General features: G+C 61.9%; 21 protein-coding genes. 4 read left to right on the forward strand and 17 right to left on the reverse strand.

Annotated features, from left to right (window positions below):
- Positions 1-6 precede the first annotated feature (6 nt).
- The 7 genes from INQ47_RS10210 to INQ47_RS10240 all read right to left on the reverse strand — a co-directional run bounded on the left by INQ47_RS10210 (position 7) and on the right by INQ47_RS10240 (position 6386).
- The gene (locus INQ47_RS10210; protein WP_021782559.1) at positions 7-477 is read right to left on the reverse strand and encodes an Rsd/AlgQ family anti-sigma factor; all 471 of its coding nucleotides are present in this window, start codon (positions 475-477) and stop codon (positions 7-9) included.
- A gap of 231 nt (positions 478-708) precedes the next feature.
- Positions 709-1215 carry a disulfide bond formation protein B gene (locus INQ47_RS10215; RefSeq protein ID WP_252460315.1) on the reverse strand — a complete coding sequence of 169 codons (507 nt, stop codon included), beginning with the start codon at positions 1213-1215 and terminating at the stop codon, positions 709-711.
- A gap of 222 nt (positions 1216-1437) precedes the next feature.
- A complete protein-coding gene (locus INQ47_RS10220) occupies positions 1438-2676 on the reverse strand; it encodes a heme biosynthesis protein HemY (protein WP_252460316.1) in 1239 nt (412 codons plus the stop codon).
- Positions 2673-3773 carry a uroporphyrinogen-III C-methyltransferase gene (locus INQ47_RS10225; RefSeq protein ID WP_252460318.1) on the reverse strand — a complete coding sequence of 367 codons (1101 nt, stop codon included), beginning with the start codon at positions 3771-3773 and terminating at the stop codon, positions 2673-2675. The genes INQ47_RS10220 and INQ47_RS10225 overlap by 4 nt, the downstream gene beginning before the upstream one ends.
- Before the next feature lie 45 nt (positions 3774-3818).
- Positions 3819-4586 (reverse strand): uroporphyrinogen-III synthase, encoded by a 768-nt coding sequence (locus tag INQ47_RS10230; protein WP_404701625.1) that lies wholly within the window; start codon positions 4584-4586, stop codon positions 3819-3821.
- On the reverse strand, positions 4583-5524 hold the full coding sequence (gene hemC, locus INQ47_RS10235) for a hydroxymethylbilane synthase (protein ID WP_021782554.1): 942 nt from the start codon (positions 5522-5524) through the stop codon (positions 4583-4585). The genes INQ47_RS10230 and hemC overlap by 4 nt, the downstream gene beginning before the upstream one ends.
- Positions 5525-5642: 118 nt before the next feature.
- Positions 5643-6386 carry a LytTR family DNA-binding domain-containing protein gene (locus tag INQ47_RS10240; RefSeq protein ID WP_021782553.1) on the reverse strand — a complete coding sequence of 248 codons (744 nt, stop codon included), beginning with the start codon at positions 6384-6386 and terminating at the stop codon, positions 5643-5645.
- A 297-nt stretch (positions 6387-6683) separates the two neighbouring features.
- On the opposite strand from INQ47_RS10240, the gene argH reads away from it, so the two are divergent.
- Positions 6684-8078, forward strand: a complete 1395-nt coding sequence (gene argH / locus INQ47_RS10245) for an argininosuccinate lyase (protein ID WP_021782552.1) — start codon at positions 6684-6686, stop codon at positions 8076-8078.
- 106 nt (positions 8079-8184) lie between these two features.
- Here argH and INQ47_RS10250 read toward each other — a convergent pair whose 3' ends face one another.
- The gene (locus tag INQ47_RS10250) at positions 8185-8847 is read right to left on the reverse strand and encodes a glutathione S-transferase (protein WP_176685289.1); all 663 of its coding nucleotides are present in this window, start codon (positions 8845-8847) and stop codon (positions 8185-8187) included.
- A gap of 148 nt (positions 8848-8995) precedes the next feature.
- Between INQ47_RS10250 and INQ47_RS10255 the strand changes: the two genes are divergently transcribed.
- Together INQ47_RS10255 and INQ47_RS10260 are read left to right on the forward strand one after the other, a co-directional pair.
- A complete protein-coding gene (locus INQ47_RS10255; protein WP_021782550.1) occupies positions 8996-9298 on the forward strand; it encodes a hypothetical protein in 303 nt (100 codons plus the stop codon).
- Positions 9299-9367: 69 nt separating this feature from the next.
- The gene (locus INQ47_RS10260) at positions 9368-9613 is read left to right on the forward strand and encodes a TIGR02647 family protein (protein WP_021782549.1); all 246 of its coding nucleotides are present in this window, start codon (positions 9368-9370) and stop codon (positions 9611-9613) included.
- A 62-nt stretch (positions 9614-9675) separates the two neighbouring features.
- On the opposite strand, the gene INQ47_RS10265 is transcribed toward INQ47_RS10260, so the two are convergent.
- The 7 genes from INQ47_RS10265 to INQ47_RS10295 form a co-directional block, all read right to left on the reverse strand.
- On the reverse strand, positions 9676-11586 hold the full coding sequence (locus tag INQ47_RS10265) for an FTR1 family protein (RefSeq protein ID WP_404701626.1): 1911 nt from the start codon (positions 11584-11586) through the stop codon (positions 9676-9678).
- Positions 11587-11730: 144 nt separating this feature from the next.
- Positions 11731-13149, reverse strand: coding sequence for an efflux transporter outer membrane subunit (locus tag INQ47_RS10270; RefSeq protein ID WP_252460324.1), 1419 nt, complete (start codon positions 13147-13149; stop codon positions 11731-11733).
- Positions 13146-14021 (reverse strand): HlyD family secretion protein, encoded by an 876-nt coding sequence (locus tag INQ47_RS10275; RefSeq protein ID WP_010951565.1) that lies wholly within the window; start codon positions 14019-14021, stop codon positions 13146-13148. The genes INQ47_RS10270 and INQ47_RS10275 overlap by 4 nt, the downstream gene beginning before the upstream one ends.
- A complete protein-coding gene (locus tag INQ47_RS10280) occupies positions 14018-14230 on the reverse strand; it encodes a DUF1656 domain-containing protein (RefSeq protein WP_003255905.1) in 213 nt (70 codons plus the stop codon). Before INQ47_RS10280 ends, INQ47_RS10275 begins: the two co-directional genes overlap by 4 nt.
- Entirely contained in the window at positions 14227-16314 is a 2088-nt protein-coding gene (locus INQ47_RS10285; RefSeq protein WP_252460325.1) for an FUSC family protein, read from the reverse strand. Before INQ47_RS10285 ends, INQ47_RS10280 begins: the two co-directional genes overlap by 4 nt.
- Positions 16311-16763 (reverse strand): MarR family winged helix-turn-helix transcriptional regulator, encoded by a 453-nt coding sequence (locus tag INQ47_RS10290; protein WP_404701627.1) that lies wholly within the window; start codon positions 16761-16763, stop codon positions 16311-16313. The genes INQ47_RS10285 and INQ47_RS10290 overlap by 4 nt, the downstream gene beginning before the upstream one ends.
- 133 nt (positions 16764-16896) lie before the next feature.
- Positions 16897-17691: a tetratricopeptide repeat protein gene (locus INQ47_RS10295; RefSeq protein WP_404701628.1), complete on the reverse strand. Its 795-nt coding sequence runs from the start codon at positions 17689-17691 to the stop codon at positions 16897-16899.
- 207 nt (positions 17692-17898) lie between these two features.
- Here INQ47_RS10295 and INQ47_RS10300 point away from each other — a divergent pair, with 207 nt between their 5' ends.
- Positions 17899-18459, forward strand: coding sequence for a WYL domain-containing protein (locus INQ47_RS10300; RefSeq protein ID WP_252460328.1), 561 nt, complete (start codon positions 17899-17901; stop codon positions 18457-18459).
- 69 nt (positions 18460-18528) lie between these two features.
- Here INQ47_RS10300 and INQ47_RS10305 read toward each other — a convergent pair whose 3' ends face one another.
- Together INQ47_RS10305 and INQ47_RS10310 are read right to left on the reverse strand one after the other, a co-directional pair.
- Positions 18529-18870 carry a hypothetical protein gene (locus tag INQ47_RS10305; protein WP_021782542.1) on the reverse strand — a complete coding sequence of 114 codons (342 nt, stop codon included), beginning with the start codon at positions 18868-18870 and terminating at the stop codon, positions 18529-18531.
- Positions 18871-19015: 145 nt separating this feature from the next.
- Positions 19016-24747 (reverse strand): immunoglobulin-like domain-containing protein (locus INQ47_RS10310; RefSeq protein ID WP_404701629.1); only part of this gene is annotated, 5732 nt, incomplete at its 5' end.

Consider the following 24747-nt stretch of genomic DNA (forward strand, 5'->3'; position numbering starts at 1 on the left):
CCAACCTCAGGCCTGCACTGCACCCTCTTCTTTGTGTGCGTTGTGCAGCACTTCGATCAGGCAGTCTTCAAGCTCGAAGCGCTCATGCAACAACCCACCCAATTTGGCCAGCTTCTCGGCAAAGCGTTCGGTGTCCTTGCACTCCCCCTTGGCGCAATGGTCATTGAAGGCCAGTGCAATCTGAGTACTGTCGTTGATCCGTGGGTTGATCTCTTCGGCCAGCTTCAGCGCCTTCTCGTCTCCGAACGCCTTGGCCTCGCTGACCAGTTGCTCGCAGACTTCGAAGTGCCACGCCGAAACGTAGTCGACCAGAAGTGAGCAAAAGTCCCCGTTGGTGTCCTTGTCGGCGAAGGCTGGCTTCACATCGCGCAGGGCGCGAAAAGCTTGCACCAGTTCCTGGCGCTCCTCCAGCCAACGGTCGATCAGCTTGTGAACCCCACCCCAGCGTTCCTGGGCGTTCTGACAACTATCGAGCATGGCGATCTCTTCCCTTCTGGGTAGATGCCGCTGCACCTCGTACTACGACCGCGCAGCACAAAGGTGACATCAGCAGGACGGCATCGAGCAGTTGTTTTTCCGGTATGCGTGCTGGGAGATTATTCCCGCGCGTGCTGCCCTTCAAGGTACGCAGCACACAAAGTTCATACAAGCGTTTAATACCCTGTTACATCACCATTGGTCGCGCTAATGGCGCAACCTTGCGCCAGGTCATGTTCTTGCCAGGGTGCGGAAACGATACGCCAGCAGGTAACTCAAGGGCAGAACCGCCAGCAGCAGGAAGGCCAACAGGCTCCATTCCGGCAGTGTCAGATCGAGAAAGCTCCAGGCAAGCGAACGGCAATCCGGACCACCCAGCAACAGTTGCCGCGCCGCCTCACCCCAGGATTGCTCGAACACTCGCCCGATCGGCACCGGGCATACTTCATTGCCCCCCTCAGCACCCTGTAACCAGACATGCCGAGCGGCCAGCAATGCGCCGGCCAGCGAGCAGCCCAGCGCCAGCCGAGCGTAACGAAGGATGCCCTGCGTGCCCGGCGCCTGCAGCACGGCTGCGAAGCACAGCAGCGCGTACACGCCAAGCAGCAACCGTTGGCTGAGGCACAATGGGCACGGCTTCAGCCCCACTGTGTTTTCCAGACGGAAAGACGCAACCAGTACCGCCAGTGCGAGCAGGCAGGCAGGAAGAAAAAAGGTGCGCAAACGGGCCGGCAGCATGGGCAGTGAAGGTCCCGGGGAAAAAGTAGGGGCTTGAAACGGTAGAGGAAAGACACGCTTTGTTTCAAGGCACGACAGCAACGACAAGTCGCTGAATCGCGTAGGAAATTTCCAGATATTCGGTAGGAGACGACGGAAGAAACGGACTTCAGATCTAACTGACAGGAAAAGATAAATTACCTGCCCCCAAAGCCCGCACCTTGGCGCGGGCCATGGGGTAGGTCAGGCGCGTACGCCTTCTGGCAAAGGCAGCGCCAGCAGGCGCTCGTCCAGCAGGCCAAGGCCCTCCTGGAACAGCTGGTTGCTGCGCTCGGTCTCGCCCAACCCGGCGAGCAGGCGGGCCAGTTCAGCACAGGCCTCGGGGTTGCGCTCCATACGCAGGCTGCTTTCCAGATAGTCACGCGCCTTGCCCCACAGGCGGTTCTGCAGGCTCAGACGGCCCAGGGTCAGCAGCAGGCTCGCGTCTTGCGGGTGAGCCTTGAGCCAACCTTCAGCGGTTTGCAACTGACGCGCCGGGTCATCCCCACGCACCAGACCGTAAAGGCGGGCCAGATGGCTTTCGTAGTCGCGCTTGAGGGCAGTGCGCAACACTTGTTCGGCCTCGTTCTGGGCACCTACCTGGCGCAATTGCTCGGCGTACGCCAGCACCAGTTGTGGCTCCTGGCGCTGGGCTGCGGTCAGCTGCTGCCAGGCGCGCTCCAAGGATTGACGTGCACTTTGCGTGTCTTCGCCACGGGTGGTGGCCAGGCTCAGGTTCTGGCCCCAGGCACGTTGTTCCAGAGCAGCCAGCTCAGCGGCCGGCAGCACCTTGCCCTTGCGCAGGTCGGGCAGCAGACGGATCAGTGCAGACCAGTCGCCGCGCTCCAGGTGCAGGCGTTGCAGCAAGCGCAGCACCTGGCCGTTGTGCGGGTGGCGTTCCTGCATGGCCAGCAGGGTTTCCAGGGCCCCATCGCTTTCGCCACGGTCCATCTGCAATTGGGCATGGGTCAGGGCAATGGCCAGCTCCGCTTGTGGCTGGCGCTCCAGGGCACGCTCCAGCAGGTTGTCGCTGTCTTCGGTGCGGCCCTGCTCGTTGGCCGCGCGCGCGGCACCAAGGTAGTACAACAACGGTTGGCGCTCAGCCTCGGCGGCACGGTGCAAGTGTCGCTGGGCACTGGCCCAGCGGCCTTCGGCGAGATCGAGCTGGCCCTGTTCGATCGCCAGCCGGATACGCCGGCTGCGGTTACGCCGTGACCAGGGGTTGACCACGCCGCTGGAAGTCAGCACCAGGCCGACCAGATAGCGCAGCAACCACAGCAGCAGGACGACCGCCAAAACACCAGCCAAGGCTGCCCACAGCCCCGACTGGTAACGGAAGCCACCATAGGAAATCAGTACATAGCCGCTGTGCTTGGCGACCGCGATGCCCAGTGCCGCAGCAACCACGATCGCAAGCACGGCCAACAAGTAGACACGTTTCATGGCTTGCCCCCTTCAGCCTCGGCCGGCAGGTGACGGCGCTGAATATAGGCCTGCACTGCCGCCAGGCTTTCACTGAGGTCAGGGGTAACCACCGACACCGGCTGATCGGCCAAGGCATTGAGGCTGTCGAGCATGGCCTTGCTTTGCGGGTTGTCTGCGTTGAAGTTGGCCAGCAGTACGCTGCGGGCGTCGTCCAGCGCCTGCGTGTAAACCTTGGCATCGCCATTGAGCGCCGCCCACTGGGCCTGCTCGATAGTCAGGCTCAAGGCCAGGCGCAGCTGGTTCAGCTGCTGCCCGGCCAGCAACGGACGCACGTTTTCATCGGCGTTGAAGTCGATCTGGAAGTACTTGGATATTTCTGCCCACCACTGCGACAGCCTGCTGGCACCATCACCGTCGGCGGTCAGGGCACCAAGCGCATCGGCATTGCTGTCGAACTCGGGTGACTGGGCGCTCAGCTGCTGTACCAACTCACGCTGTGCAGCCAGTTTCAAGAACAGGCCGGTTCGGTCGGGTTGCTCAGTGCTGTTGAGCATGGCCAGGCTGCGTGCCAGTTGCTCGCGGGCAGCGAAGGCACCCGGGTCGCTCTGCTCGCGCAGGATCTCGTCGGCGCCTTCGACCAGGGCTTTGGCACTGGTGATGTCCTGCAACGCCGAAAGTCGCAGGGTAGCCAAGCGCAGGAGGTGCTCGGCTTCGGCCAGGCGCCACTCTTTGCGGCTTTCTCCCAGCACGGTTTCCAGGCGCTGACTGAGACGTTGCTGGTCGCCCTGTAGCTGGGCTACCAAACGCCGGCGGTCTTCCAGCTCGCTGGCAGCTGGCAGACTGGCCAGTTGCGCACTGATCTGCTGCTCACGTTGCTGCAGCGCCTCGGCGCGCTGGTTCAGCGCTTCGATGTGCTGGCCCTGGTTGAACTCACTGCCCTGCAGTTGACGCACCTGCCAGACACCCCACCCTCCTACCGCCACCCCGGCCGCACCAAGCAGCAAGGCCAACGCTGCCAGGCCACTGCCGGAGCGCTTGGCAGGTGGGGCGGTAACGGGTTCCGCAGGCGCCTGTGCCGACGGTTGATCGTTATTGGACAAGACAGTCTCGCTCACGTATCCATCCTTTGCATGGGGGCGCACCGCATTCAGCTTAGCGCCTTAAGAGGCAGGTGCAGCGCTACGCTGCACGGCTGCCAGCAAGGCCGTGGCACTGGCGCCACGGCAATCCACAACCTGTTGGGCCCCGGCGGCCTTGGCCTGCTCGGCAACCCGCGGGCTGGGCACGAACAGCGGCAACTGGGCCAGCCGCAGCCAATCGGCACCGGCCATCTGCTGCAAATGTTCAAAACCCTGCCCACTGCTGACCACCAGGCCATTGAGGCGTTCCGCTTCAATGCGGCGCATCAGCGTACCCGTCGGGTAGGCCGGCAGGCAGCGACGATACAGTTCCAGATATTCGACACTAGCACCTTGCTCTACAAGACGCTCTGCCAGCAGTTCGCGACCTCCGACGCCGCGAACGATCAAGACACGCGGTGCCGGCTCGGTAAGTGCCTGGCGCAGGGCCGGCAGTGCCAGCAAGGCTTCGCTGTCATCGCCACGCGGCGGAAAGCTTACCTCCAGCCCTGCACCCTGCAGCACCCCAGCGGTAGCCTCACCCACGGTGAACCAGCCTCGCTGCGGAGGCTGGATGCTGGCCTGGGCCAGATGCTCTAGCAACAGCCGGGCGGCCGGCTTGCTGACCACAAGGATCGCCTGGAAGTCATGCAAGCCCTCCAGCGACAGTCGCTGTGGGGCTTGCACGGTAATAGGTTCAATTTCCAGCAGAGGCAGGCAACTGCTACCCACGCCCGCTGCCGCCAGGCTTTGCGCCAGCGCGGCACAGTCCTCGGCAGGCCGGGTCAGCAACAGGCGCCATTGGCTCACGGGTGACCGGCCTCGCCGTAGACTTCCTTGAGAATGGCCTCGGCGCCCTGCCCCAGCAGGTCTTCGGCCACCTGTACGCCCAAGGTCTCGGCAGCAGCACGCGGGGCACGGGCATCGGCCACCAGCAAGGTCCCGCCGCTAGGCTGGCCGACCAGGCCACGTAGCCACAACTGGTCACCTTCAAGTACCGCGTAGCAGGCGATCGGCACTTGGCAACCACCATTCAGGCGTTTGTTCAGCGCGCGCTCGGCCATCACCCGGTCAGCGGTGTCGACATGGTGCAGTGGCGCCAGCAGTGCATGGATCTCAACGTCGGCACTGCGGCACTCGATGCCCACCGCGCCCTGACCACCTGCCGGCAGGCTGTCATCGACGCTGATGGTGGAGGTGATGCGGTCTTCGAAGCCCAGACGGATCAGGCCCGCTGCGGCGAGGATGATGGCGTCGTACTCGCCGGCATCCAGCTTCGCCAGGCGGGTATTGACGTTGCCGCGCAGAAAACGGATTTGCAGGTCCGGGCGGCGCGCCAGTAACTGGGCCTGGCGGCGTAGGCTTGAGGTCCCGACGATACTGCCGGCGGGCAGCGCTTCAAGGCTGTCAAAGGTATTGGAAACGAAGGCATCACGCGGGTCTTCACGCTCGCAGATGCAGTACAGGCCCAGGCCCTCGGGGAAGTCCATGGGCACGTCTTTCATCGAGTGCACGGCGATGTCGGCTTCGTTGTCCAACAGCGCGGTTTCCAGTTCCTTGACGAACAGGCCCTTCCCGCCGATTTTTGCCAGCGGCGCGTCGAGCAACTTGTCACCACGGCTGACCATGGGTACGAGGGTCACCTTCAGACCGGTGTGGGCCTGCTCGAGGCGGGCCTTGACGTATTCGGCCTGCCACAGGGCCAAAGCACTTTTACGGGTGGCAATGCGGATTTCGCGAGTGGACATGAAACGCCCCGATCCAGAGAAATACCGCCGATGATAACAGCATCGCCGGTATCGCTTGCAGATACGGATCAACAGGTCATACGCAGCCAGGTGCAGGAGCGGCCTGGACCCGAGGGCCTCAGAGGGTCTGCATCATCTTGCGCACACCGGCCACATGGCGACGGCTGACTGTCAAGGCATCGCCGTCCAGGCCTTTCAGATACAGCTGAAAGTGCCCCAGCGGGGTGCGCTGCAAGCGTTCTATGCGCTCACGGGCGACCAACGCATTGCGGTGGATGCGCACGAAGCGTTCGCCAAATTCGTCCTCCAGGGCTTTGAGTGGCTCGTCAAGCAGCACCTCCCCGGCTTCGTGACGCAAGGTCACATACTTGTGGTCGGCAATGAAATAGATCACCTGGGGTAAAGGGATCAGTTCGATGCCTTTACGCGTGCGGGCGCTTATATGGCTGCGAGGGCCGCCGCCTTCATTGGCCGGCCGGGTAAGCGCCGCCAATTGAGCGCGGTTGGGTTTTTCGGCCTTGCGCAAGGCATCGCGCAAGGCCTGCGCCTGGAAGGGCTTGGTCACATGGCTGAGGGTACTGTCCTTGAATGCCTCTGCACCGTATTCATCATCCCCGGAGCAAAACACCACCGCGGGCGGCGCCTCGCGTTCGCACAGGCGAGCGGCGACTTGCAGGCCATCCAGGCCTGGCATGCCGATGTCCAGCAGGACCACATCGGGTTTGAGGCTTTCAATCAGCGCCAAGGCCTCATCGCCGTTGGTGGCGCTGGGCTCCAGCACTGTGTAACCCTCCAGTTCGCCGAGCAGCCGGCTGAGGCGTTCACGGCCTTGGGGTTCGTCATCAACGATCAGGACATTCATAATTGCGCTGGATTCCTGAATGAGTCTCGCACAGGTATAGCGTAGACAGGTGTGGTTCGAGCGACACTGCGGTCACGCTCTAGACCGGTGCGATGGCCAAAGATTCACTCGGCCCGGCAGATTCACTGCCAGTCCTTTGTCCAACTGTAGACGGTCCGTGGAACACTGCCGTTCATTCCTTGAAATCCTTCTCTGCGATTTTCCGGGCATTTCTCTCGACCGGCGCCCTGCGGCAGCCAGCCCAACCCTGCTATCATCGACGCCACTTTTTCGTTCACGCCTGCAATGAGTGAATCCATGAGCACCGACAAGACCAATCAGTCCTGGGGCGGCCGCTTCAGTGAGCCCGTCGACGCCTTCGTCGCCCGTTTCACCGCCTCGGTAGATTTCGACAAGCGCCTGTACCGTCACGACATCATGGGTTCGATTGCCCATGCCACCATGCTGGCGCAGGTCGGCGTGCTCAGTGATGACGAGCGCGACACCATCATCGATGGCCTGAAAACCATCCAGGGCGAGATTGAAGCCGGCAACTTCGACTGGCGTGTCGACCTCGAAGATGTGCACATGAACATCGAAGCACGCCTGACCGACCGCATCGGTATCACCGGCAAGAAGCTGCACACCGGCCGGAGCCGCAACGACCAGGTGGCCACCGACATCCGCCTTTGGCTGCGCGACGAAATCGACCTGATCCTGGGCGAAATCACCCGCCTGCAGCAGGGCCTGCTGGAGCAGGCAGAGCGTGAAGCCGAAACCATCATGCCTGGTTTCACCCACCTGCAGACCGCGCAGCCGGTCACCTTTGGTCACCACCTGCTAGCCTGGTTCGAAATGCTCAGCCGCGACTATGAGCGCCTGGTCGACTGCCGCAAGCGTACCAACCGCATGCCGCTGGGCAGCGCCGCGCTGGCCGGCACCACCTACCCGATCGACCGTGAACTGACCTGCAAGCTGCTGGGCTTTGAAGCCGTGGCCGGCAACTCGCTGGACGGCGTGTCGGACCGTGACTTCGCCATCGAATTCTGCGCCGCGGCCAGCGTGGCGATGATGCACCTTTCGCGCTTCTCCGAAGAGCTGGTGCTGTGGACCAGTGCGCAGTTCCAGTTCATCGACCTTCCGGACCGTTTCTGCACCGGCAGCTCGATCATGCCGCAGAAAAAGAACCCGGACGTGCCAGAGCTGGTACGCGGCAAGAGCGGCCGCGTGTTCGGCGCCCTGACCGGCCTGCTGACCCTGATGAAAGGCCAACCGCTGGCCTACAACAAGGACAACCAGGAAGACAAGGAACCGCTGTTCGACGCCGCCGACACCCTGCGCGACTCGCTGCGGGCCTTTGCTGACATGATCCCGGCGATCAAACCCAAGCACGCCATCATGCGTGAAGCGGCCCTGCGCGGCTTCTCCACCGCTACCGACCTGGCCGACTACCTGGTTCGCCGTGGCCTGCCATTCCGTGACTGTCACGAGATCGTTGGCCACGCGGTGAAGTATGGTGTGGACACTGGCAAGGACCTGGCCGAGATGAGCCTGGACGAACTGCGCCAGTTCAGCGACCAGATCGAACAGGACGTGTTTGCCGTGCTGACTCTGGAAGGTTCGGTGAATGCCCGTAACCACATTGGTGGTACGGCGCCGGCGCAGGTGCGCGCTGCCGTTGTTCGTGGCAAGGCCCTGTTGGCGTCTCGCTAACCTCCGGGGCGAGGGCTTCGCCCTCGTTCGCGGGTAAACCCGCTCCTACAACGGTTGTGCTGACCCTGTAGGAGCGGGTTTACCCGCGAATGTCCCAACACAAAATTTAGCGTTTACCGCTGCGGATCATCTCCATGAAGGCCGGCATCGACGCTTCCTTGTCCGCCAAGATCCGCGCCATGTGTGGGTTCTCGCCCATCAGCTGCAGCAACGCCTTGGCCTGCGGGAAGTCCGCCAGGAAGTCGATGTTCAGCACCTTCTTGCCCACCGCGTTGGCCAGGTCGACCGAGAAGCAGAACATCAGGTCTGCCAGCGTCATCTGCTCGCCCGCAACATAGGGTGCAAAGCGCCCGTTGCGCTTGAGCGTGGCAAACCCGGCCAGCAGGTCAGCACGCGCTTTCTCTTTGATCAGTGGTTCGACCGACATGCCAAAGAACGACTCGGCGTAGCAGGTACGCGCCGGCAGCTCGATGTACAGCTCGATTTCCTTGAGCAGCTCACGCACCTTGGCCTGCTCGAACGGATCGGCCGGCAGCAGTGCCTTGCCGCTTTGGGTTTGTTCGATGTAGTCGAGGATCACACTGGTTTCGCTGAGGAAGCCCTGCTCGGTCTGCAGCACCGGAACCTTGCCCCGCGGGCTCACTTCCAACGCCTGTGGCGCCTGGCCGCCATAGAAGGTGACTTCCTCGAAGGGCAGACCTTTTTCCAGTAGGGCCAACTTGACCATGTTGTAGTAGTTGCTGACCGAGAATCCATGAAGCTTGAGCATGAGGTAACAGCCTCCAGGCCGTAAGGGGTTGGCCTGGCTTTTATAGACTGAACGCCTGCCGCTGACCAGCGTCATGCACCGCGTCAATGCTCGGGCATTGCCGCCATAGGCATGGCACACTGTTGCATCCCATCCTAGGAGTACCGCCATGAGCGAGCCCACCGACATCGGCAATGACGACGACGAAGCCTTCGCCGAGGCCACGCTGACCCAAGCCATCGAAAACCAGATCGAGAGCGGCGAGCCGCCTGCGGCCAAGGCCACTTTCAACAAGCTGACGCTGGTCGGCTATGAGCGTGAAGACATTCTCAACCTGATGGCGCATGTGCTGGCCTTCGAAATTGACAACATGCTGGTAGAGGACCGTGCGTTCAACGGCGAGTGGTATGAAAACGCTCTGCGGGCACTGCCGGAGCTGCCGCCTGAGATGGATCAAGGCGACGACGAATAACCCGGCTACACTCGAAGATCAGGCACCGCTGACGGTGCCGCCATCCTTGTCTGGAAGTCAGGAGCTGCCATGCCTTTTACCCCCGATCTGATCGACGAACTGGAAGTACTCGCGCTGTTCAAACACGACAGCAGCCAGGAAGGCATCAAGATAACCAGCACCGCATCCCCCGCCCTGATCGCGGCTGCACAACGCCTGCATGAGAAGGGGCTGACCGATCAACCGGATGGCGGCTACCTGACCAGTCTGGGTCATGACGCCGTTGAAAGTGTCCAACTGCTGCAGAACATTCTCAAGGCGCCACAGCCGGCCTGAGCATCAGGCTTGCGCAAGATCTGAGGCCTTGCGCGGTCCCTGTGGGACCGCGCACGCTCCACTCAGTTGGCCGCAGCACTGCGCCTTTCCGCCAGCCACGAGCGGCCGTAAAGGAGCACGATGGCCAGCAACGCCACCGCCTGCGCCAACAGCGAGTAGGCATCGGCATGAATCCCCAGCCAATCGAACTCGAAGAACGCCACCGGCCGTGTGCCCAGCACGCCGGCCTCTTGCAGCGCCTTCACGCCATGCCCGGCGAATACTACCGACAGCGCGCACAGCAGCGCGGCGTTGATGCTGAAGAACAGCGATAGCGGCAGCTTGGCCGAACCCCGCAGAATCACCCAAGCCAGGCCCACCAGCAACAACAATGCCGTCGCGCCACCCGCCAGCACCGCCTGATGCCCGGCAGGGCCTGCCTGCAGCCACAGGGTCTCGTAGAACAGGATCACTTCGAACAATTCGCGGTATACCGAGAAGAATGCCAGCACAGCAAAGCCGAAGCGCCCGCCACCGCTGACCAGGCTGCTCTTGATGTAGTCCTTCCAGGCCGCGGCGTGGCGCCGGTCATGCATCCACACACCCAGCCATAGCACCATCACTGCAGCGAACAGTGCGGTGCAGCCTTCCAGCAGCTCGCGCTGGGCCCCCCCCACATCGATCACATAGGCCGCCAGCGCCCAGGTGGCGAAGCCGGCAACCAGCGCCAGGCCCCAGCCGATGTTGACGCTGCGTACTGCCGACTGCTGCCCGGTATTGCGCAGGAAGGCCAGGATCGCCGCCAGCACCAGGATCGCCTCAAGGCCTTCGCGCAGCAGGATCAGCAAACCGGAGATATAACTCAGCGACCAGCTCAGGCCATCGCTTCCCAGCAACTTGGCCGCCTGCTCGAGCTTGGTTTTGGCTTCGGCCAGACGCTGTTCGGCCTGGGCCACGGGCAGACCATCCTGCAGGGATTGACGGTAGGCCATCAGCGATTTTTCGGTGTTCTTGCGCGCCTGGGTGTCGATGTTGTCCAGCGAGCTCTCCACCAACTCGAAACCTTCCAGGTAGGCCGCCACCGACAGGTCATAGGCCTGATCGTGGTCGCCTGCGCGGTAGGCCGCCAGGCTCTTGTCCAGTGTACTGGCAGTGTATTCGAGCAATTGCGCCGGGCCGCGCTTTACTTGGGGCGGCTGGGCACGCTGGGCACGGAATGCCCCTACGGCTTCAGTGCCTTCGCTGGCCGCAACTTCGGCCGGAGTCTGGCGAGCCAGGTCGGCGAGGTTCCACGTATTGCTACCCTTGCCCGCTTCCGGCTTGGCGGTGAAGCTGGCGATATAAGCAGCCACATCCCAGCGCTGACGGTCGTCCAGTTGGTCGGCAAACGACGGCATTTCGGTGCCGTCGATACCAAGGGCCAGGGTGTTGTAGAGGTCGAACAGGCTCAACTGGTCCAGGCGCGAGACATCACGCAGGTTGGCGGGTGCAGGTTCCAGACCTACGCCAGCCGGGCCATCGCCGGCACCGGTTTCGCCGTGGCAGATCGAGCAGTTTTGCGCGTACAGCGCAGCACCGCGGGCTGGGTCCGGGGTAATCACCGGTGCCTGGCTGACCTCGTAGGCCACAGCCAGTCGCGCACCCAGCTGCCGGGCCTGTTTGGCGACCGCAGTACCTTCCTGACGCTGGTCGATGGCCTGACGCAGCGCCTTGACGCCCTGTTCCAAAGCAGCTTGTTCAGTATTTGCGGGCAGGCCTCTTACAAGGTCAGCCAATACCGTGCTGAACTCCTGTTGCTCGCGGTATTCGCCATCGTCGATCACCTTGCCGTCTTGTACGGTCGGCGGGTAGTCGGCGCCAATGTAATCCAGCAGGTGCTGGGCTTTGGCAGCATCGGCGGGGGACTCGGCCAGCGCCAAGGTGCTGCACAGCGCCAGCACCGGGCCAAGCAGCAAAGCCGGCAGCCAGGCAAGCAGACGGGAACGGGTATTCATGGCCAGTCTCGAAGGTGAATGCGAAAGAGAACATTGTTCACTTCCACTTTGCTTCACTCAAGGGTCTTGGGCGGATTTCATGAAAAATCTTGCTACAAATCAGATGAAGTGGGTGGCATAGAGGACCAGCCCTCAAGGATCGCGTCAGGGCTTGGAGATTCCCTTCCAACCACCACCCAACGCCAGGAACACGCCAATTTGCCCCAGCGCCACTTGGCTATTGGCCGCAGCCAACTGCGCACGCATATCGGTATACGTCCGCGTCGCCTGCAAATCCGCCAGGAACGACTCACGCCCCGCCTGGTAATACCGGTGCGTCTGGTCCGACGCTTCCTTGGCCGACTTCTCCGCCTCGGCCAGCGCATCGCGCCGATCGAGCAAGGCGCTGTACTGCGCCAGGCGGGTCTGGGTCTCGCGGATGGCGTTCAGCACAACGCCATCGAAGTTCGCCAGGGCCGCCTGGGTCGAGGCTTCGGCCATGCGAATGCGGGCACGGGTGCCGTTGGTGGGGATGGTCCAGCTGATCTGCGGGCCAAAACCCCAGCGGTTGGTTGAAGGCTCACCAAGGTTCTCCAGGATACCGATGGTGCCAACCTGGGCGCCAATGCTGATGTCCGGGTACAAGGCGCCGGTGGCTACGCCAATATAGGCGGTGGCGGCAGCCAGCTGGCGTTCGGCCTGACGCACGTCGGGGCGGCGCTTGAGCAGGGCCGCGCCATCGCCCACCGGGACCAGCTGGTTCAGGTGCGGCAGCTCGGCGCAATCGGCGGTACCGGCAGGCAACTGGTCGACCGGCTTGGCCAGCAGCGCGGCCAGGGTGTACATGCCCGTCTCGCGTTCGGCCTTGAAGCGTGGCAGTTCGGCACGCAAGGATTTGAACTGGGTCTGCGAGCGGGTGACCTGCGTTTCGTCGCCACGGCCCGCATCGCGCAGGCGCTGGTTGAGCTTCACGCTCTGCTCCTGCAAATCGAGGGACTCACGGGCAATGTGATATTCCTCGTTGGCCGAGCACACCTGGGTATAAGCCTTGACCACGTCCGCCACAAGCGTGATGCGGGCAGTGTCGGCTGCGGCCTGCACCGCGTCGGCATTTGCCTTGGCAGCCTCGGTACCACGCTTGAAGGTGCCCCACAGGTCGAACTGGTACGAGGCACTGATGATGGCCTCCCCGATGTTGGCTACCGGCACCTTCTCAGGCTGCAGGAAGGCTTCGCCCGACTCCTGCAACCGCTGAGCGCCGAGCTTGACGCCACCGTTGAAGCCGCCTTGCGATTCAGCCACCTCCACCTGGGCGCGAGCTTTGGCGATGTTGGCCGCCGCCACGCGCAGTTCGGTGTTGGCACTCAGCGCCTGACGCACCAGCTCGTTCAGCCGCTGATCCTGATACAGCTGCCACCAGTCCTCGGGGACCGGTGCCGATACGACGCTGCCGGCATCCTGGCGCAGAGGGCCGTTCAGGTCATCGCGTTGCACGGCCGCATCCCCAGGCACCTCATAGTCAGGCCCCACCATCATGCAGGCCCCCAACGACAGGCACAGGCCTGCCAGGATCAGCTGTTTCATGGGCGCTGGCCCTCGATGATCGACACCGTGGCAGTACGCCCAGCGATCATGCGGAAGTCTTGCGGCACTTCGTCAAAGGCGATGCGCACCGGAATGCGCTGGGCCAGGCGTACCCAACTGAACGCCGGGTTGACGTTGGGCAGCAAGTTGGCGCCACTGCTACGGTCGCGGTCTTCGATGCCTGCGGCGAAGCTCTGCACATGGCCGCGCAGGCGGGTATTGTCGCCCATCACACGGATATCCACGGCATCGCCGATGTGTATACCGCCAAGCTTGGTTTCCTCGAAGTAGCCATCGACATGGTAGGAGGCGCTATCGACCACCGACAGCACCGGGCGGCCGGCGGTGACAAACTCGTGGTTACGCGGCGCGCGGTCGTTAAGGTAGCCGTCTACCGGGCTGCGCACCACCGAGCGGTCTAGGTTGAGCTGGGCAGTATCGACAGCCACTTGCGCCTCGCTGACGGCCGAACGGGCACGGGCCTCGCGGGACTGGCTTTCTTCCAGTTGCTCGGCGGCCACCAGGTTGCCCAGCTTGCGGTTACGCTGCGCTTCGCGGGAAGCCTGAGCGAGGGTCTCCTGGCGCTCGCCGAGAGTTGCCTTGGCTTGACGCAGGGCCAGCGTGAAGCGGTCCTGGTCGATGGTGAACAGCACGTCGCCGCGTTTGACGGTCTGGTTGTCGCGCACCTCGACCTTCTGGATCAATCCCGACACATCGGGGGCGATCTGGATCACGTCGGCGCGTATGTGGCCGTCACGGGTCCAGGGGGCAAACATGTAGTAGACCACCATCTGCCACACGAGCACGGCGGCGAAGGTCACTACCAGCAAGGTCAGGACCACACGGCCCAAGGTCAACAAAGGTTTTTTCATGGCAGCATCAGGTTTCGGCAAAAGTGGTCCACCGCACCAAGCAGCACGGCATACAGGGCAACGTTGAACAACGCCCGGTGCCAGACCAGGCGGTAGAAATGCAGACGCACCAGCACCGCGTGCACCCCAAGGAACAGCAGGTAGGTGCCAAACATCATCACCAGCAGCGTGGGCAGGAACACCCCGCTGATATCCAGTTCACCAATCACAAGGGCGCTCCATCGAGCCCGGGGGGCAGTTGTGGTTGTTCGGCAGGTTCGAGCATCACCTCCACCCCCGGCAGCAGCGCCAGGCGCAAGCCGCTCAGGGCATGCAGCAAGTGGGTGCGGGCATCGCCACGCTCGTGTAGCTCGTTCAGGTTCAGCGCCAGGCGAGCGCGTTCCATGTTGCGCAACAGTGCGGCCGGGGCATGCAGGCGTTCGCCAGCACGCAGGCAGGCGGCGTAGTGCGCGCCGACTTCCTCGACCACAGTGTTAAGGCGCTCGCGGGCCTGCTGGCCGGCGCGTGGCATGTATGCCAGCAGGTCGAGCAGGTTCAGCCCAACGCGCAGGTCGCGCAGCGCCACACCACTGTCCTGGCCGGTTTGCGACAGACGTGGCAGGTGCTGCATCAGGCGGTCGAGCATCTGTACGCCGACCTGACGGTGCTCGGCCAGGGTCGCTGGCTCGGTCATTTCGACAATGTCGCGCCAGGCGAAGCGGGTCATGCGTTTGGCTGCCAGCTCCACCCCGAACGGGCGCATCACCAGGGTCCAGATAAAGGCGAACAGAAGGCCCACGGGACCGGCCAGGTTGGCGTTGAGGAAAGTGAAGAAGTCGGCGTCGTAGGCGCCCTGGATGCTGATGAAGGTCGACGTGTTGACGATGGTCAGCAAGGTGCCCAGGTAGAAGCGCGGCTGCACGGTCAGGGTGCCTACGCAGATGAACGGCACGGCAAAGGCCAGCACCAGCATCGGGAAGTCGTGCAGGTTGGGCAATACCAAGAACAGGTACACGCTGGAGAAGATGACCGACATCAGCGTCCAGAAAAAGAACCGGTAGATCTGCGGTGCCGGGTCGTCCATGGCGGCGAAGAAGCTGCACGCAACTGCCGCGAGGATGACCGCACTGGCGCCGTCGTTCCAGCCCAGGCCGATCCACAGGCCGCAGGCGACCACGATCGCCAGTACCGTGGAGGCTACCGAGTACAGCATCAGGCCACGGTCGAAAAATGCTGTCAGGCGGCCCAGCCGCCAGTGGCGATACACAGCACGCCAAGGCTTGGCATCATCGGTACGCAGGGCGTGCTGCAAGGTACAGCAATCCTGCCACAGGTCGGCCCATTCGGTCAGGCGGTACAAGGCGTTGGACAACAGTAGCTCGGCGCGCTGGTCGAGGGCGGCTGTAGCGGGCTGCAGGCGGCCGATCTGCTCGTGCAACGTGGCCCAGTGCGCTACCGAAGCGCTTTCGGCAGTGCCTTTGAGCCATTCACGAGCAGCTTCAAGCACGGGTTGAAGCTGGGCGAACTGGGCCGGGGCGCGGCCTTCCAGTGCAACCAGTGCATCGTCGAGGGCGTCAATCACCGGCAGCAGATGGATCATCCGCCCGCGCAATTCGCGGGCGTTCTTCAGGGCATGCGGGCCGGCACCTTCGTGGGCGAGCTGACCGATCATCAGCTCCAGCGAGTTGAAGGTGGTGACCATCACCCCGCGCATCCCGCCGACCTTGTCGGCACTGACATCGCGGGCCAGGTAGGTATCGCTGTAGCGAATCGCCTCGGTGAACCAGTTTCCGGTGGCACCGACTACCACCGGCGCCAGCCGGCGTGGCCAGAAGATAGCCCCGACGACTGCCGCGCAGACAATTCCCAAACAGATTTCCTGCGCGCGAGAAGAGGCCACATCGAACACTGCCAGCGGATTATCCACCACGGCCAGGGCAATCATCGGCAGGGTATAACCGGCCAGCATCAGCACGTAGTTGTTGGCCGTGCGCAGGTTCAGCGAAAGGAACAGCAAGGTGCCGGTCCACAGGGCGATGGCGATGCTCAACAACAAGGGTGACTGTACCAGCGGCGGCACCAGGAAGATCGCCCCGCCTGCGCCGAGCAACGTGCCCATGGCACGGTACAACGCCTTGGAGCTGGTCGGGCCGACGAACGGGCTGGAAACGATGTACACCGTAGCCATGGCCCAATAGGGGCGCGGCAGTTGCATGAGCAGAGCAATGTACAGGGCAATCATGGACGCGCCGAAGGTGCGCACGCCGTAAAACCAGTCACGGGCCGGAGGGACAGAGCTGAAGAAACCGTTCATGCCACCCCGCCTGCGTTGCCCAGGCCGGCAGCCTCGAAGGCACGAAGCACACGCAAGGCAGCTTCCAGGTCGGCCTGATCGACACCGCCGAGCACATCGCGGCGCAAGCGCACCAGTTCGGCTTCGATGGCTTCGGCCAGGGCACGGCCTTCGGCCGTCAGCCTCAGTGCCTTGGCGCGGCGATCCAGCGGGTCCTCGCTGCGGCACACCAAGCCAGCTTTGCACAGTTGGTCAAGCAGGCGTACCAGCGACGGGCTTTCCAGGCCGGCGGCCTGGGCCACAGCTACCTGATGCACGCCGTCGCCCAGGCGCACGATCATCAGCAGCGGCGCAGCGCAGGCCTCGGAAATGCCGTAGCCGGTCAAGGCGGTATGACAGATGCGCCGCCAGTGGCGGGCAGCGACTACCAGGCCACTGCTGACTTGCAGGCGCAGGAGATCAAGGGACATGAAGGGAACCAAATATATTCATAGTTTGCTAACTATCAATATACGCCCCGACATCCCCCTGTCGTCAACAGGGGGCGACGAATAGCCTGGGTTAAATGTTGTTCATTTTTCAGTCAGCACTGAAGAGAAATACTCAGGGATGGATCTGGTCTTCCAGCTTCATGGTCAAGGCCAATGTGCTGCCCATCTGCACCGCCCGGTCCCGCCACTCCTGATACCGCCCCGCATCACGGCTGCTGAAATGTACCGCCAGCTCCTCTGCCGCTTGCACCACCCCCGCCGCTGCCGCCAGTTCAAGCCAGTACAGCGCCGCCTTGAGGTTGGCCTCTACGTGCAGCCCATGCATCAACCGGTAACCCACTTCAAAACGACAACGCGCCTCGCCCCGTTCGGCTCCACGCATGAACCACTGGTAGGCCTGCACGAGGTCAACCTGCCACTCCAGGCCACCGTCGCACACCTCCTCCTCATACAGGTCACCCAGTGCAGCGGCGGCATGCAGCATGCCCCGGTCGAAGGCCTGCCGGTAACACTCCGCCGCCTGCACATAGGAAGGTTCGATGCCTTTGCCGAAGTAGTGTTGCTGCCCAAGGTTGAACCAGGCAGCGGCATTGCCCTGCAGGGCTGCCATGCGCAACAGGTGCCCAGCCAGCACGGTATCGGCCCGCCAGTACTTGCCGTTTAGCCAGATCCAGCCGAGGTCGTTCAATGCGGACACGCTGCCTTGCAATGCCTGGCGGCGCAGGTCGACATACACCGCCTGCAGATCGTTGGCCTCATCCAGGCGGTTGACCAGCAGCGACCGCTGGCTGGGCAAGCCCACACCGGAGAACAGCCGCTGTCGCCTTCCTACAGGAGCTGGAGGGGCGATGACCCGCTCGGGCAGAAGGCGGGCAAGTAGCGAATGGATATTGCTGGCAACAGACATGTTCATCCTCATTGAACGACGCACAACCCCAACCTTCGGCTGTGATGAGGCGTGATTCTGCGTGATGTCACGTCAAAACCTGTCGCGAACGAACCGGCACGAGGCAACCAAATGCGACTTCCTTGATCTGAGCAGGCTGTGGCCAATTGCCATGCCCCTCGCATGCCGCCATCCTATTGCGGCAAGCCTAGACAAGGACGTTATCTTTTGCCGTTCGCCACCACTCGCGCCACCCTCAGCCGACAGTGGGCGCTGCTGCGCCAGTTGCCCAGCCGTTCCCCAGGCATAACCAGCGCCGAGCTGGTCTGGCGCCTGCGTGACGTGGGCTTCACGGTCAGCAAACGCACTGTCGAGCGTGACCTCAACGAGCTTTCGCTGATATTCCCGCTGGAGCGCAATGATAAGAGCATTCCGTACGGCTGGCACTGGTCGGCCAGTGCCGTGGGCGAATTGCGCGGTAATTTCGACTTGCTGACGCATCTGCGAGGGGATGCATTGCAACCCTCGCAGGGTGAGGGCGTGGAGCTGGTGGCGCGAATCAGCGATGCACTGGCGCGGCAGTTACGGGATGCGCCGTTGAGCAGCGACATGCAACTGACGGCCCTGAAGCATGGACATCGGTTACGCGGCACGGTAAGTGACGGTTGGCCATTACGCTGGTGGCTGTTGAGCCATGGGGACGGGGTGGTGGTAGAGCAGCCTGCCAGCTTGCGGGAAGAGATTGGCAAGATTCTGAGCAATGCGGCAGCTCAGTACCAGAATTTGTAGCCTGTACCGGCCTCTTCGCTGGCACCGAACACCAACCCGGCGGCGACTGTCGCGGGGACCAGCCCGCTGTTAGATCAGCCCGCCCTGCTCTTCTTCGTCAATAAGGTTATTGAGGCTGCTGAGCGCCTTGCGCGCCGTCGAACGGTTGAGCAGCTTGGCCTGCGCGCCGGCGGGCAGGTCGGTGATCTTGAACACGCCCTTGGCGGTCAGCACGTCGATCAGGTCCTCGAGCACGCGAATCATGTCCAGATCGCTTTGCTTGAGCTGGTTGAGGCTGTTTTCCACAACATCATCGGCAAACCATTCCTGGATATCGGCATGGTCTGAAGGGAGTATTTCGGTGAACTGATCAAACGCGGCTGCTTCCACCCGCAGCAACTGGCCGGCGGCGTTGCGTTGCACGTAGAACATGGCGATGTCCCTCGTCACGTTGGTTCCTTGTTGGTAGACAGCAGCATAGGCAAAGATCGCCGGGCGCGTAGGCCCGGCGCCAGAGTATGCGCTGTTGGCGAGTGGCAGGAAAGAGCCGGGGCCGCTATGCGGCCCCGGTGGGCTATCAGCTGTCCTTGTTGTGGATGATGATGGTCGGGTCGGCACCGCTGATCAACGAGTTGATCGTCTGGTTGGACCAGTTAACCCCTTCCAGCTTGATGGTCACGTCGGCGTTGGCGATACCACCTTCGGCGTTGAGCTTGCCTTCGCTGCTGACTTGCAACGTGGTCGTACCCTCCACCGTGGTGAGCTTCAGGTAGTTATCGATGGTGCTGCCCTTCTCGCCCTGGAGCAGGTCCTTCAGGTCGATACGGTCACCCTCGGCCTTGTTGAAGTCCTTGATCACGTCGTTACCAAGGTCGCCAGCCTTCCACACGAAGGTGTCGGCACCGCTGCCACCGATCAGGATATCGTCGCCATGACCACCAATCAGGGTGTCATTGCCAGTACCGCCCAGCAGGATGTCGTTACCTTTGCCACCATTTAGCGTGTCGTTACCACCTTGGCCGAAGAGGATGTCATTGCCATTGCCGCCCGACAGGATGTCGTTGCCGTCTTTGGCACCGGAGATATCGAACTCGGTGTAGTGCTCGGTGATGTACTGGTGAACATTGCTGGTAGTGACAGCGCTGACTTCAACACCACTCTTCTCTGCAACGTACGTCTGCAGGGCCTGGTAGCCCTCGCTGACCACACCGTTGAGGGTGATCAGGTCACCGAAGATGATGTCGTTGCCGTTACCGCCATCGATGGTATCGGCACCTGGTACCGTTGCTTCGGAGTGACCGAGAATCGCCTTGGCCAAATCGGACGGGTCGATATTGGTCTGTGGCTTGCCGGCACTGTCGTAAGGTTTCAAATCAGAAAGACTGATGTCGTCGTTCAGGCCAATAGCGTATACCTTGCTTAGGCCTTGTACGGTCGTACTTCCACCCAGCAACACAAAACTATCAGTCGTATTAGCTGCCGAATCGTTCCAGTTCGAGGAGTTCCCCCTACCGGTACCACCCAGACTGGAGAATTCATACGTGCCGTCCCCTTGAGCATGGATGGTCCCCACAGTGTCGGTGGAAGTAACAACGAAGTTACCCCACCAGTTGTAGCCATACGTCGACACTTTGACAACACCAGCGCTGCTGATTTCAACCTTGTGAGTCGAGTCAGCCCATTCACTGAACGTGCTACCAACTTTGTAGTTGTTGACATTGACTACTTCATCGAGCGTCTTGCCTCCCGCCCACAAGCGCTTGTCAGTAACTTCATTGCGCTGATAATACGTCGGCTTGCCGTCGGTAATGAAGTACGTCAGGTTTTCCGCACCGGTGTTACTGGTAGCTATTGTGCTCTTGAAGAAGTTAGCAGTGGTCTTGAAGGCGTCTTCATAGTTCGTTCCCCCACCATCTTCCCCGCCTTGCATCGATTTCAAGACAGCTTGCAGTTGGCTCAAGGAGTTCGGATCGGCAAGGTTAACAGCCACGTTCTTATTGACCTGCGAGTCAAAGTCGACCAGGAAAACGTTGACCGTTCCTGATGTATCGGACCCCAAGCTTGCTTTAAGTGTGGAGAAGACCGAAGCCAGCTGCGCCTTGGCAGCTGCGATCGACTCATCGCTCATACTGCCCGAGCTATCGACGATAAAGGCGATGTTGTAGTTCTTGCCTGCTACCACGTTCAGGCCAGAGACATCGGCGACAATGATGTCGTTGCCTTCACTACCGGTCATCGTGTCATTGCCCGAGGTACCCACACTGGCCTTGTAGGTCGCAGCGTAAACCGTCACCGGGATATTGCCGGTGGTGATGGCCGAGCCGCCCAGGCTTTCGGTGGCAGTCGAGGTGACCGTAATGTCGAACGAGCCTTTGTAATAGGCCGGCGGGGTCAGCGTCAGGCTGCTGAGTTTCCAGCCTGTCACATCGACCGGGGCAGTACCAACCGTGACCGTGTGGCCTGCACCATCGCTCAACACGGTACCTTTCGGGATACCGCTGAGTGTCACGTTCAGGCTTTCGGAGCCGTCGGTGTCGGTCAGGGCGGTGGAAATACCGACCAGTTTCACCGAGCCACCCTCTGGCCCTTCGTTGAGCTTGTAGCCGTCGTAGTAGCTCTGACCGTTCACGGTGTGCAGGTCAGACACGCCCAGGCCGGCATTGGCCATCTCGGTAACGTTCTGGTACATCTTGACGTTCGAGCTGCTCAGGTCGGTAACGGCACCGGAGCCTACCTGGATGTTCAGGTCATAGCTGCCTGGGCCGGACTGGTTGGCATGGTAGACCTCGATCGGGTAGTAGCCGCTGGTATTCGGGGTAAAGGTCCCCGAAACCCCGCCACCGGCTCCCCAGGTGGCCGTGACTACAGTCTTGCCACCGATGGTGACCACGAAGCTGTCGTCGGCCGAACCACTGAAGGTATAGACCTTGCCGGCTTCCAGGTAGATCAGGCCAGACGTTTTTGAACCGGTGCCAGCGGTGACGCTGCCATCGGACTGCACGTTGGTAGTGGTGCTGCTGGAGTTGGCACTGCCGGAGTTGGCAAAGACCGTCTTCAGATCCTCGCCGGTAATGCCGTTGCCGCCAGTACCCAGGCCGTTGAGGCTTGTCCAGACTTCCTTGGTCAGCCCTTTGGACTCGATATCGGCGTTGCCGAAGCTCAGGGTCGGTTTGTCGGCAACCGGGCTGATATCGACCTTCATGGTCACTTCGCTGCCCAAGTTAGTGCCATCGTTTGGCTTGAACTTGAACTGGGCGTAGTCGGCCTTCTGGTTACCCACACCATTACCACCGTAGTTGTCCGTACCCGACTGGTTCAGGGCCGGGACAAACTTCAGGTGCTGGGCAGTGATATCTGCCTGGCTGAACACCTGGCCAGCGGCCACATTCACCCATGCAGTACCGTTGAAGAACTGCAGGTTGCCGGCGACCGGGAGCGTGGTAATGGTCACGGACAGGTTAGTGTTGCCATCGGCATCGGTGACTTTGAAATCACTCCAGGCAAACACGTAATCGGTGTCCTCCACGCCAAACACCGCGCCACCAGGCGAAACCGGCAGGTGATCATTGTCGAGAATGGTGGTCGTCACGCTCGATTTGCTGCTATCGACCTGCAGGTTCTCGAAGTTACCACCCGTGGCGGTTTCAATCTTCACGACGAAGTTCTCGGTACCTTCGACCAGTTTGTCGTCGATGGTAGCGATATTGAACGTCGTGCCTGTGCTGTTGGCCGGAATCTTCACGGTCGCGACACCGGTGAAGTCCTCACCGTTTTTGGCGGTGCCACTGTAGCTAAGGGTGATAGTGACTTCGGACTTGGACGCGTTGCTCAGGGTCAGCGTGTACTGGCCGGTTTCACCTTCGGTCAGAGAAGACGTGCCAGTAATACCGACGGTGGCGACGTCGCCCTGGTTGCCGGTGCCCGGAGTGCCCGAACCTGATTCGTCGGTCACGGCGGTGCTGACCGGGGTCTTGTCCAGCGTCAGTTGCTCGAACTTGCCGACATCTGCGCCTTCAACGGTTGCGATCGATTTGATCACAGGGTCGTTGGTGCCGACGTAGACGTTGTCCGGGGCAGTCACGGTGGCTGTGCCCACGGTACCGTTGGCCGGCACGGTGATGACGGTGGTGCCGTCGCTCAGCGTGAAGGTCAAGGCACTGTGGTTGTTGATCGGCAGGCCGTCTTGGTTGGTCAGCGTGATGGTGTAGGTGATCTCGCCGCCTTCGGTCACCGAAGGGGTGGCGGTCAGCTTGGCCACCACTTCGTCGGTGGTGTCAGTGACATCCACCTTCGCAGCACCGCCCAACTCCAGGTTCTCGAAGGTGCGACCGTCGACATCCGCAGCGGACGTGATGCCCAGGCTGATCTGGCCAGCATCGTTGTAGACGTCATCGCCTTGTGCCGTGTGCTCGTATGGCGCACTGGTGTCGCCGGCCTTGATGGTGACCTGGGCATTGTTGCTCAGGGTCACGACCAGGTCGTGGGCCAGGGCGGTATTGATGTGCACGGTGAACGTCGGTTTGACGTTCTCGGCCACCGAAGTCTGGTCGGCCGTGATGGTGACCTTGACCAGGTCGCCTTCGTTGTTGCCGCCCGGGTTACCTGGGGTACCTGGCTCGTCAGTGACCGCCGTGCTGACCGGGGTCTTGTCGAGTGTCAGTTGCTCGAACTTGCCAATATCTGCGCCATCAACGGTAGCGATCGACTTCACGACAGCGTCGTTGGTGCCGACGTAGACGTTGTCCGGGGCGGTCACGGTGGCAGTGCCCACGGTGCCGTTGGCTGGCACGGTGATGACGGTGGTGCCGTCGCTCAGCGTGAAGGTCAAGGCACTGTGGTTGTTGATCGGCAAACCGTCTTGGTTGGTCAGCGTGATGGTGTAGGTGATCTCGCCGCCTTCGGTCACCGAAGGGGTGGCGGTCAGCTTCGCCACCACTTCGTCGGTGGTGTCGGTGACATCCACCTTCGCAGCACCGCCCAACTCCAGGTTCTCGAAGGTGCGACCGTCGACATCCGCAGCGGACGTGATGCCCAGGCTGATCTGGCCAGCATCGTTGTAGACGTCATCGCCTTGTGCCACGTGCTCGTACGGCGCGCTGATGTCGCCAGCCTTGATGGTGACCTGGGCGTTGTTGCTCAGGGTCACGACTAGGTCGTGGGCCAGGGCGGTATTGATGTGCACGGTGAACGTCGGTTTGACGTTCTCGGCTACCGAGGTCTGGTCGGCCGTGATGGTGACCTTGACCAGATCGCCTTCGTTGTTGCCGCCCGGGTTACCTGGGGTGCCTGGCTCGTCAGTGACCTCGGTGCTGACCGGGGTCTTGTCGAGTGTCAGCTGTTCGAACTTGCCAACATCCGCGCCATCAACGGTAGCGATCGACTTCACGACAGCGTCGTTGGTGCCGACGTAGACGTTGTCCGGGGCGGTCACGGTGGCAGTACCCACGGTGCCGTTGGCCGGCACGGTGATGACGGTGGTGCCGTCGCTCAGCGTGAAGGTCAAGGCGCTGTGGTTGTTGATCGGCAGGCCGTCTTGGTTGGTCAGGGTGATGGTGTAGGTGATCTCACCGCCTTCGGTCACCGAAGGAGTGGCAGTCAGCTTCGCCACCACTTCGTCGGTGGTGTCGGTCACTTGGACCGAAGCAGCACCGCCCAACTCCAGGTTCTCGAAGGTGCGACCGTCGACATCCGCAGCGGACGTGATGCCCAGGCTGATCTGGCCCGCATCGTTGTAGACGTCATCGCCTTGTGCCGTGTGCTCGTACGGCGCGCTGGTATCGCCAGCCTTGATGGTGACCTGGGCGTTGTTGCTCAGGGTCACGACGAGGTCGTGGTCCAGCGGTTGGTTGACGTGCACGGTGAAGGTCGGTTTGACGTTCTCGGCCACCGAAGTCTGGTCGGCCGTGATGGTGACCTTGACCAGGTCGCCTTCGTTGTTGCCGCCCGGGTTACCTGGGGTGCCTGGCTCGTCGGTGACCGATGTGCTGACCGGGGTCTTGTCGAGTGTCAGTTGCTCGAACTTGCCAATATCTGCGCCATCAACGGTAGCGATCGACTTCACGACAGCGTCGTTGGTGCCGACGTAGACGTTGTCCGGGGCGGTCACGGTGGCAGTGCCCACGGTGCCGTTGGCTGGCACGGTGATGACGGTGGTGCCGTCGCTCAGCGTGAAGGTCAAGGCACTGTGGTTGTTGATCGGCAAACCGTCTTGGTTGGTCAGCGTGATGGTGTAGGTGATCTCGCCGCCTTCGGTCACCGAAGGAGTGGCAGTCAGCTTCGCCACCACTTCGTCGGTGGTGTCAGTGACAT

The organism is Pseudomonas sp. 3HC3, assembly GCF_044904505.1.
Lineage (GTDB): Bacteria > Pseudomonadota > Gammaproteobacteria > Pseudomonadales > Pseudomonadaceae > Aquipseudomonas > Aquipseudomonas putida_Y.

Coding starts and splice junctions, on each gene's coding strand:
- INQ47_RS10305 (WP_021782542.1), bottom strand. CDS start 18,870: ATGTTCTACGTGCAACGCAACGCCGCCGGCCAGTTGCTGCGGGTGGAA.
- INQ47_RS10240 (WP_021782553.1), bottom strand. CDS start 6,386: ATGAATGTCCTGATCGTTGATGACGAACCCCAAGGCCGTGAACGCCTC.
- INQ47_RS10265 (WP_404701626.1), bottom strand. CDS start 11,586: ATGAATACCCGTTCCCGTCTGCTTGCCTGGCTGCCGGCTTTGCTGCTT.
- hemC (WP_021782554.1), bottom strand. CDS start 5,524: ATGTCCACTCGCGAAATCCGCATTGCCACCCGTAAAAGTGCTTTGGCC.
- INQ47_RS10250 (WP_176685289.1), bottom strand. CDS start 8,847: ATGCTCAAGCTTCATGGATTCTCGGTCAGCAACTACTACAACATGGTC.
- INQ47_RS10215 (WP_252460315.1), bottom strand. CDS start 1,215: ATGCTGCCGGCCCGTTTGCGCACCTTTTTTCTTCCTGCCTGCCTGCTC.
- INQ47_RS10210 (WP_021782559.1), bottom strand. CDS start 477: ATGCTCGATAGTTGTCAGAACGCCCAGGAACGCTGGGGTGGGGTTCAC.
- INQ47_RS10275 (WP_010951565.1), bottom strand. CDS start 14,021: ATGAAAAAACCTTTGTTGACCTTGGGCCGTGTGGTCCTGACCTTGCTG.
- INQ47_RS10290 (WP_404701627.1), bottom strand. CDS start 16,763: ATGTCCCTTGATCTCCTGCGCCTGCAAGTCAGCAGTGGCCTGGTAGTC.
- INQ47_RS10255 (WP_021782550.1), top strand. CDS start 8,996: ATGAGCGAGCCCACCGACATCGGCAATGACGACGACGAAGCCTTCGCC.
- INQ47_RS10220 (WP_252460316.1), bottom strand. CDS start 2,676: ATGAAACGTGTCTACTTGTTGGCCGTGCTTGCGATCGTGGTTGCTGCG.
- INQ47_RS10270 (WP_252460324.1), bottom strand. CDS start 13,149: ATGAAACAGCTGATCCTGGCAGGCCTGTGCCTGTCGTTGGGGGCCTGC.
- INQ47_RS10285 (WP_252460325.1), bottom strand. CDS start 16,314: ATGAACGGTTTCTTCAGCTCTGTCCCTCCGGCCCGTGACTGGTTTTAC.
- argH (WP_021782552.1), top strand. CDS start 6,684: ATGAGCACCGACAAGACCAATCAGTCCTGGGGCGGCCGCTTCAGTGAG.
- INQ47_RS10260 (WP_021782549.1), top strand. CDS start 9,368: ATGCCTTTTACCCCCGATCTGATCGACGAACTGGAAGTACTCGCGCTG.
- INQ47_RS10295 (WP_404701628.1), bottom strand. CDS start 17,691: ATGTCTGTTGCCAGCAATATCCATTCGCTACTTGCCCGCCTTCTGCCC.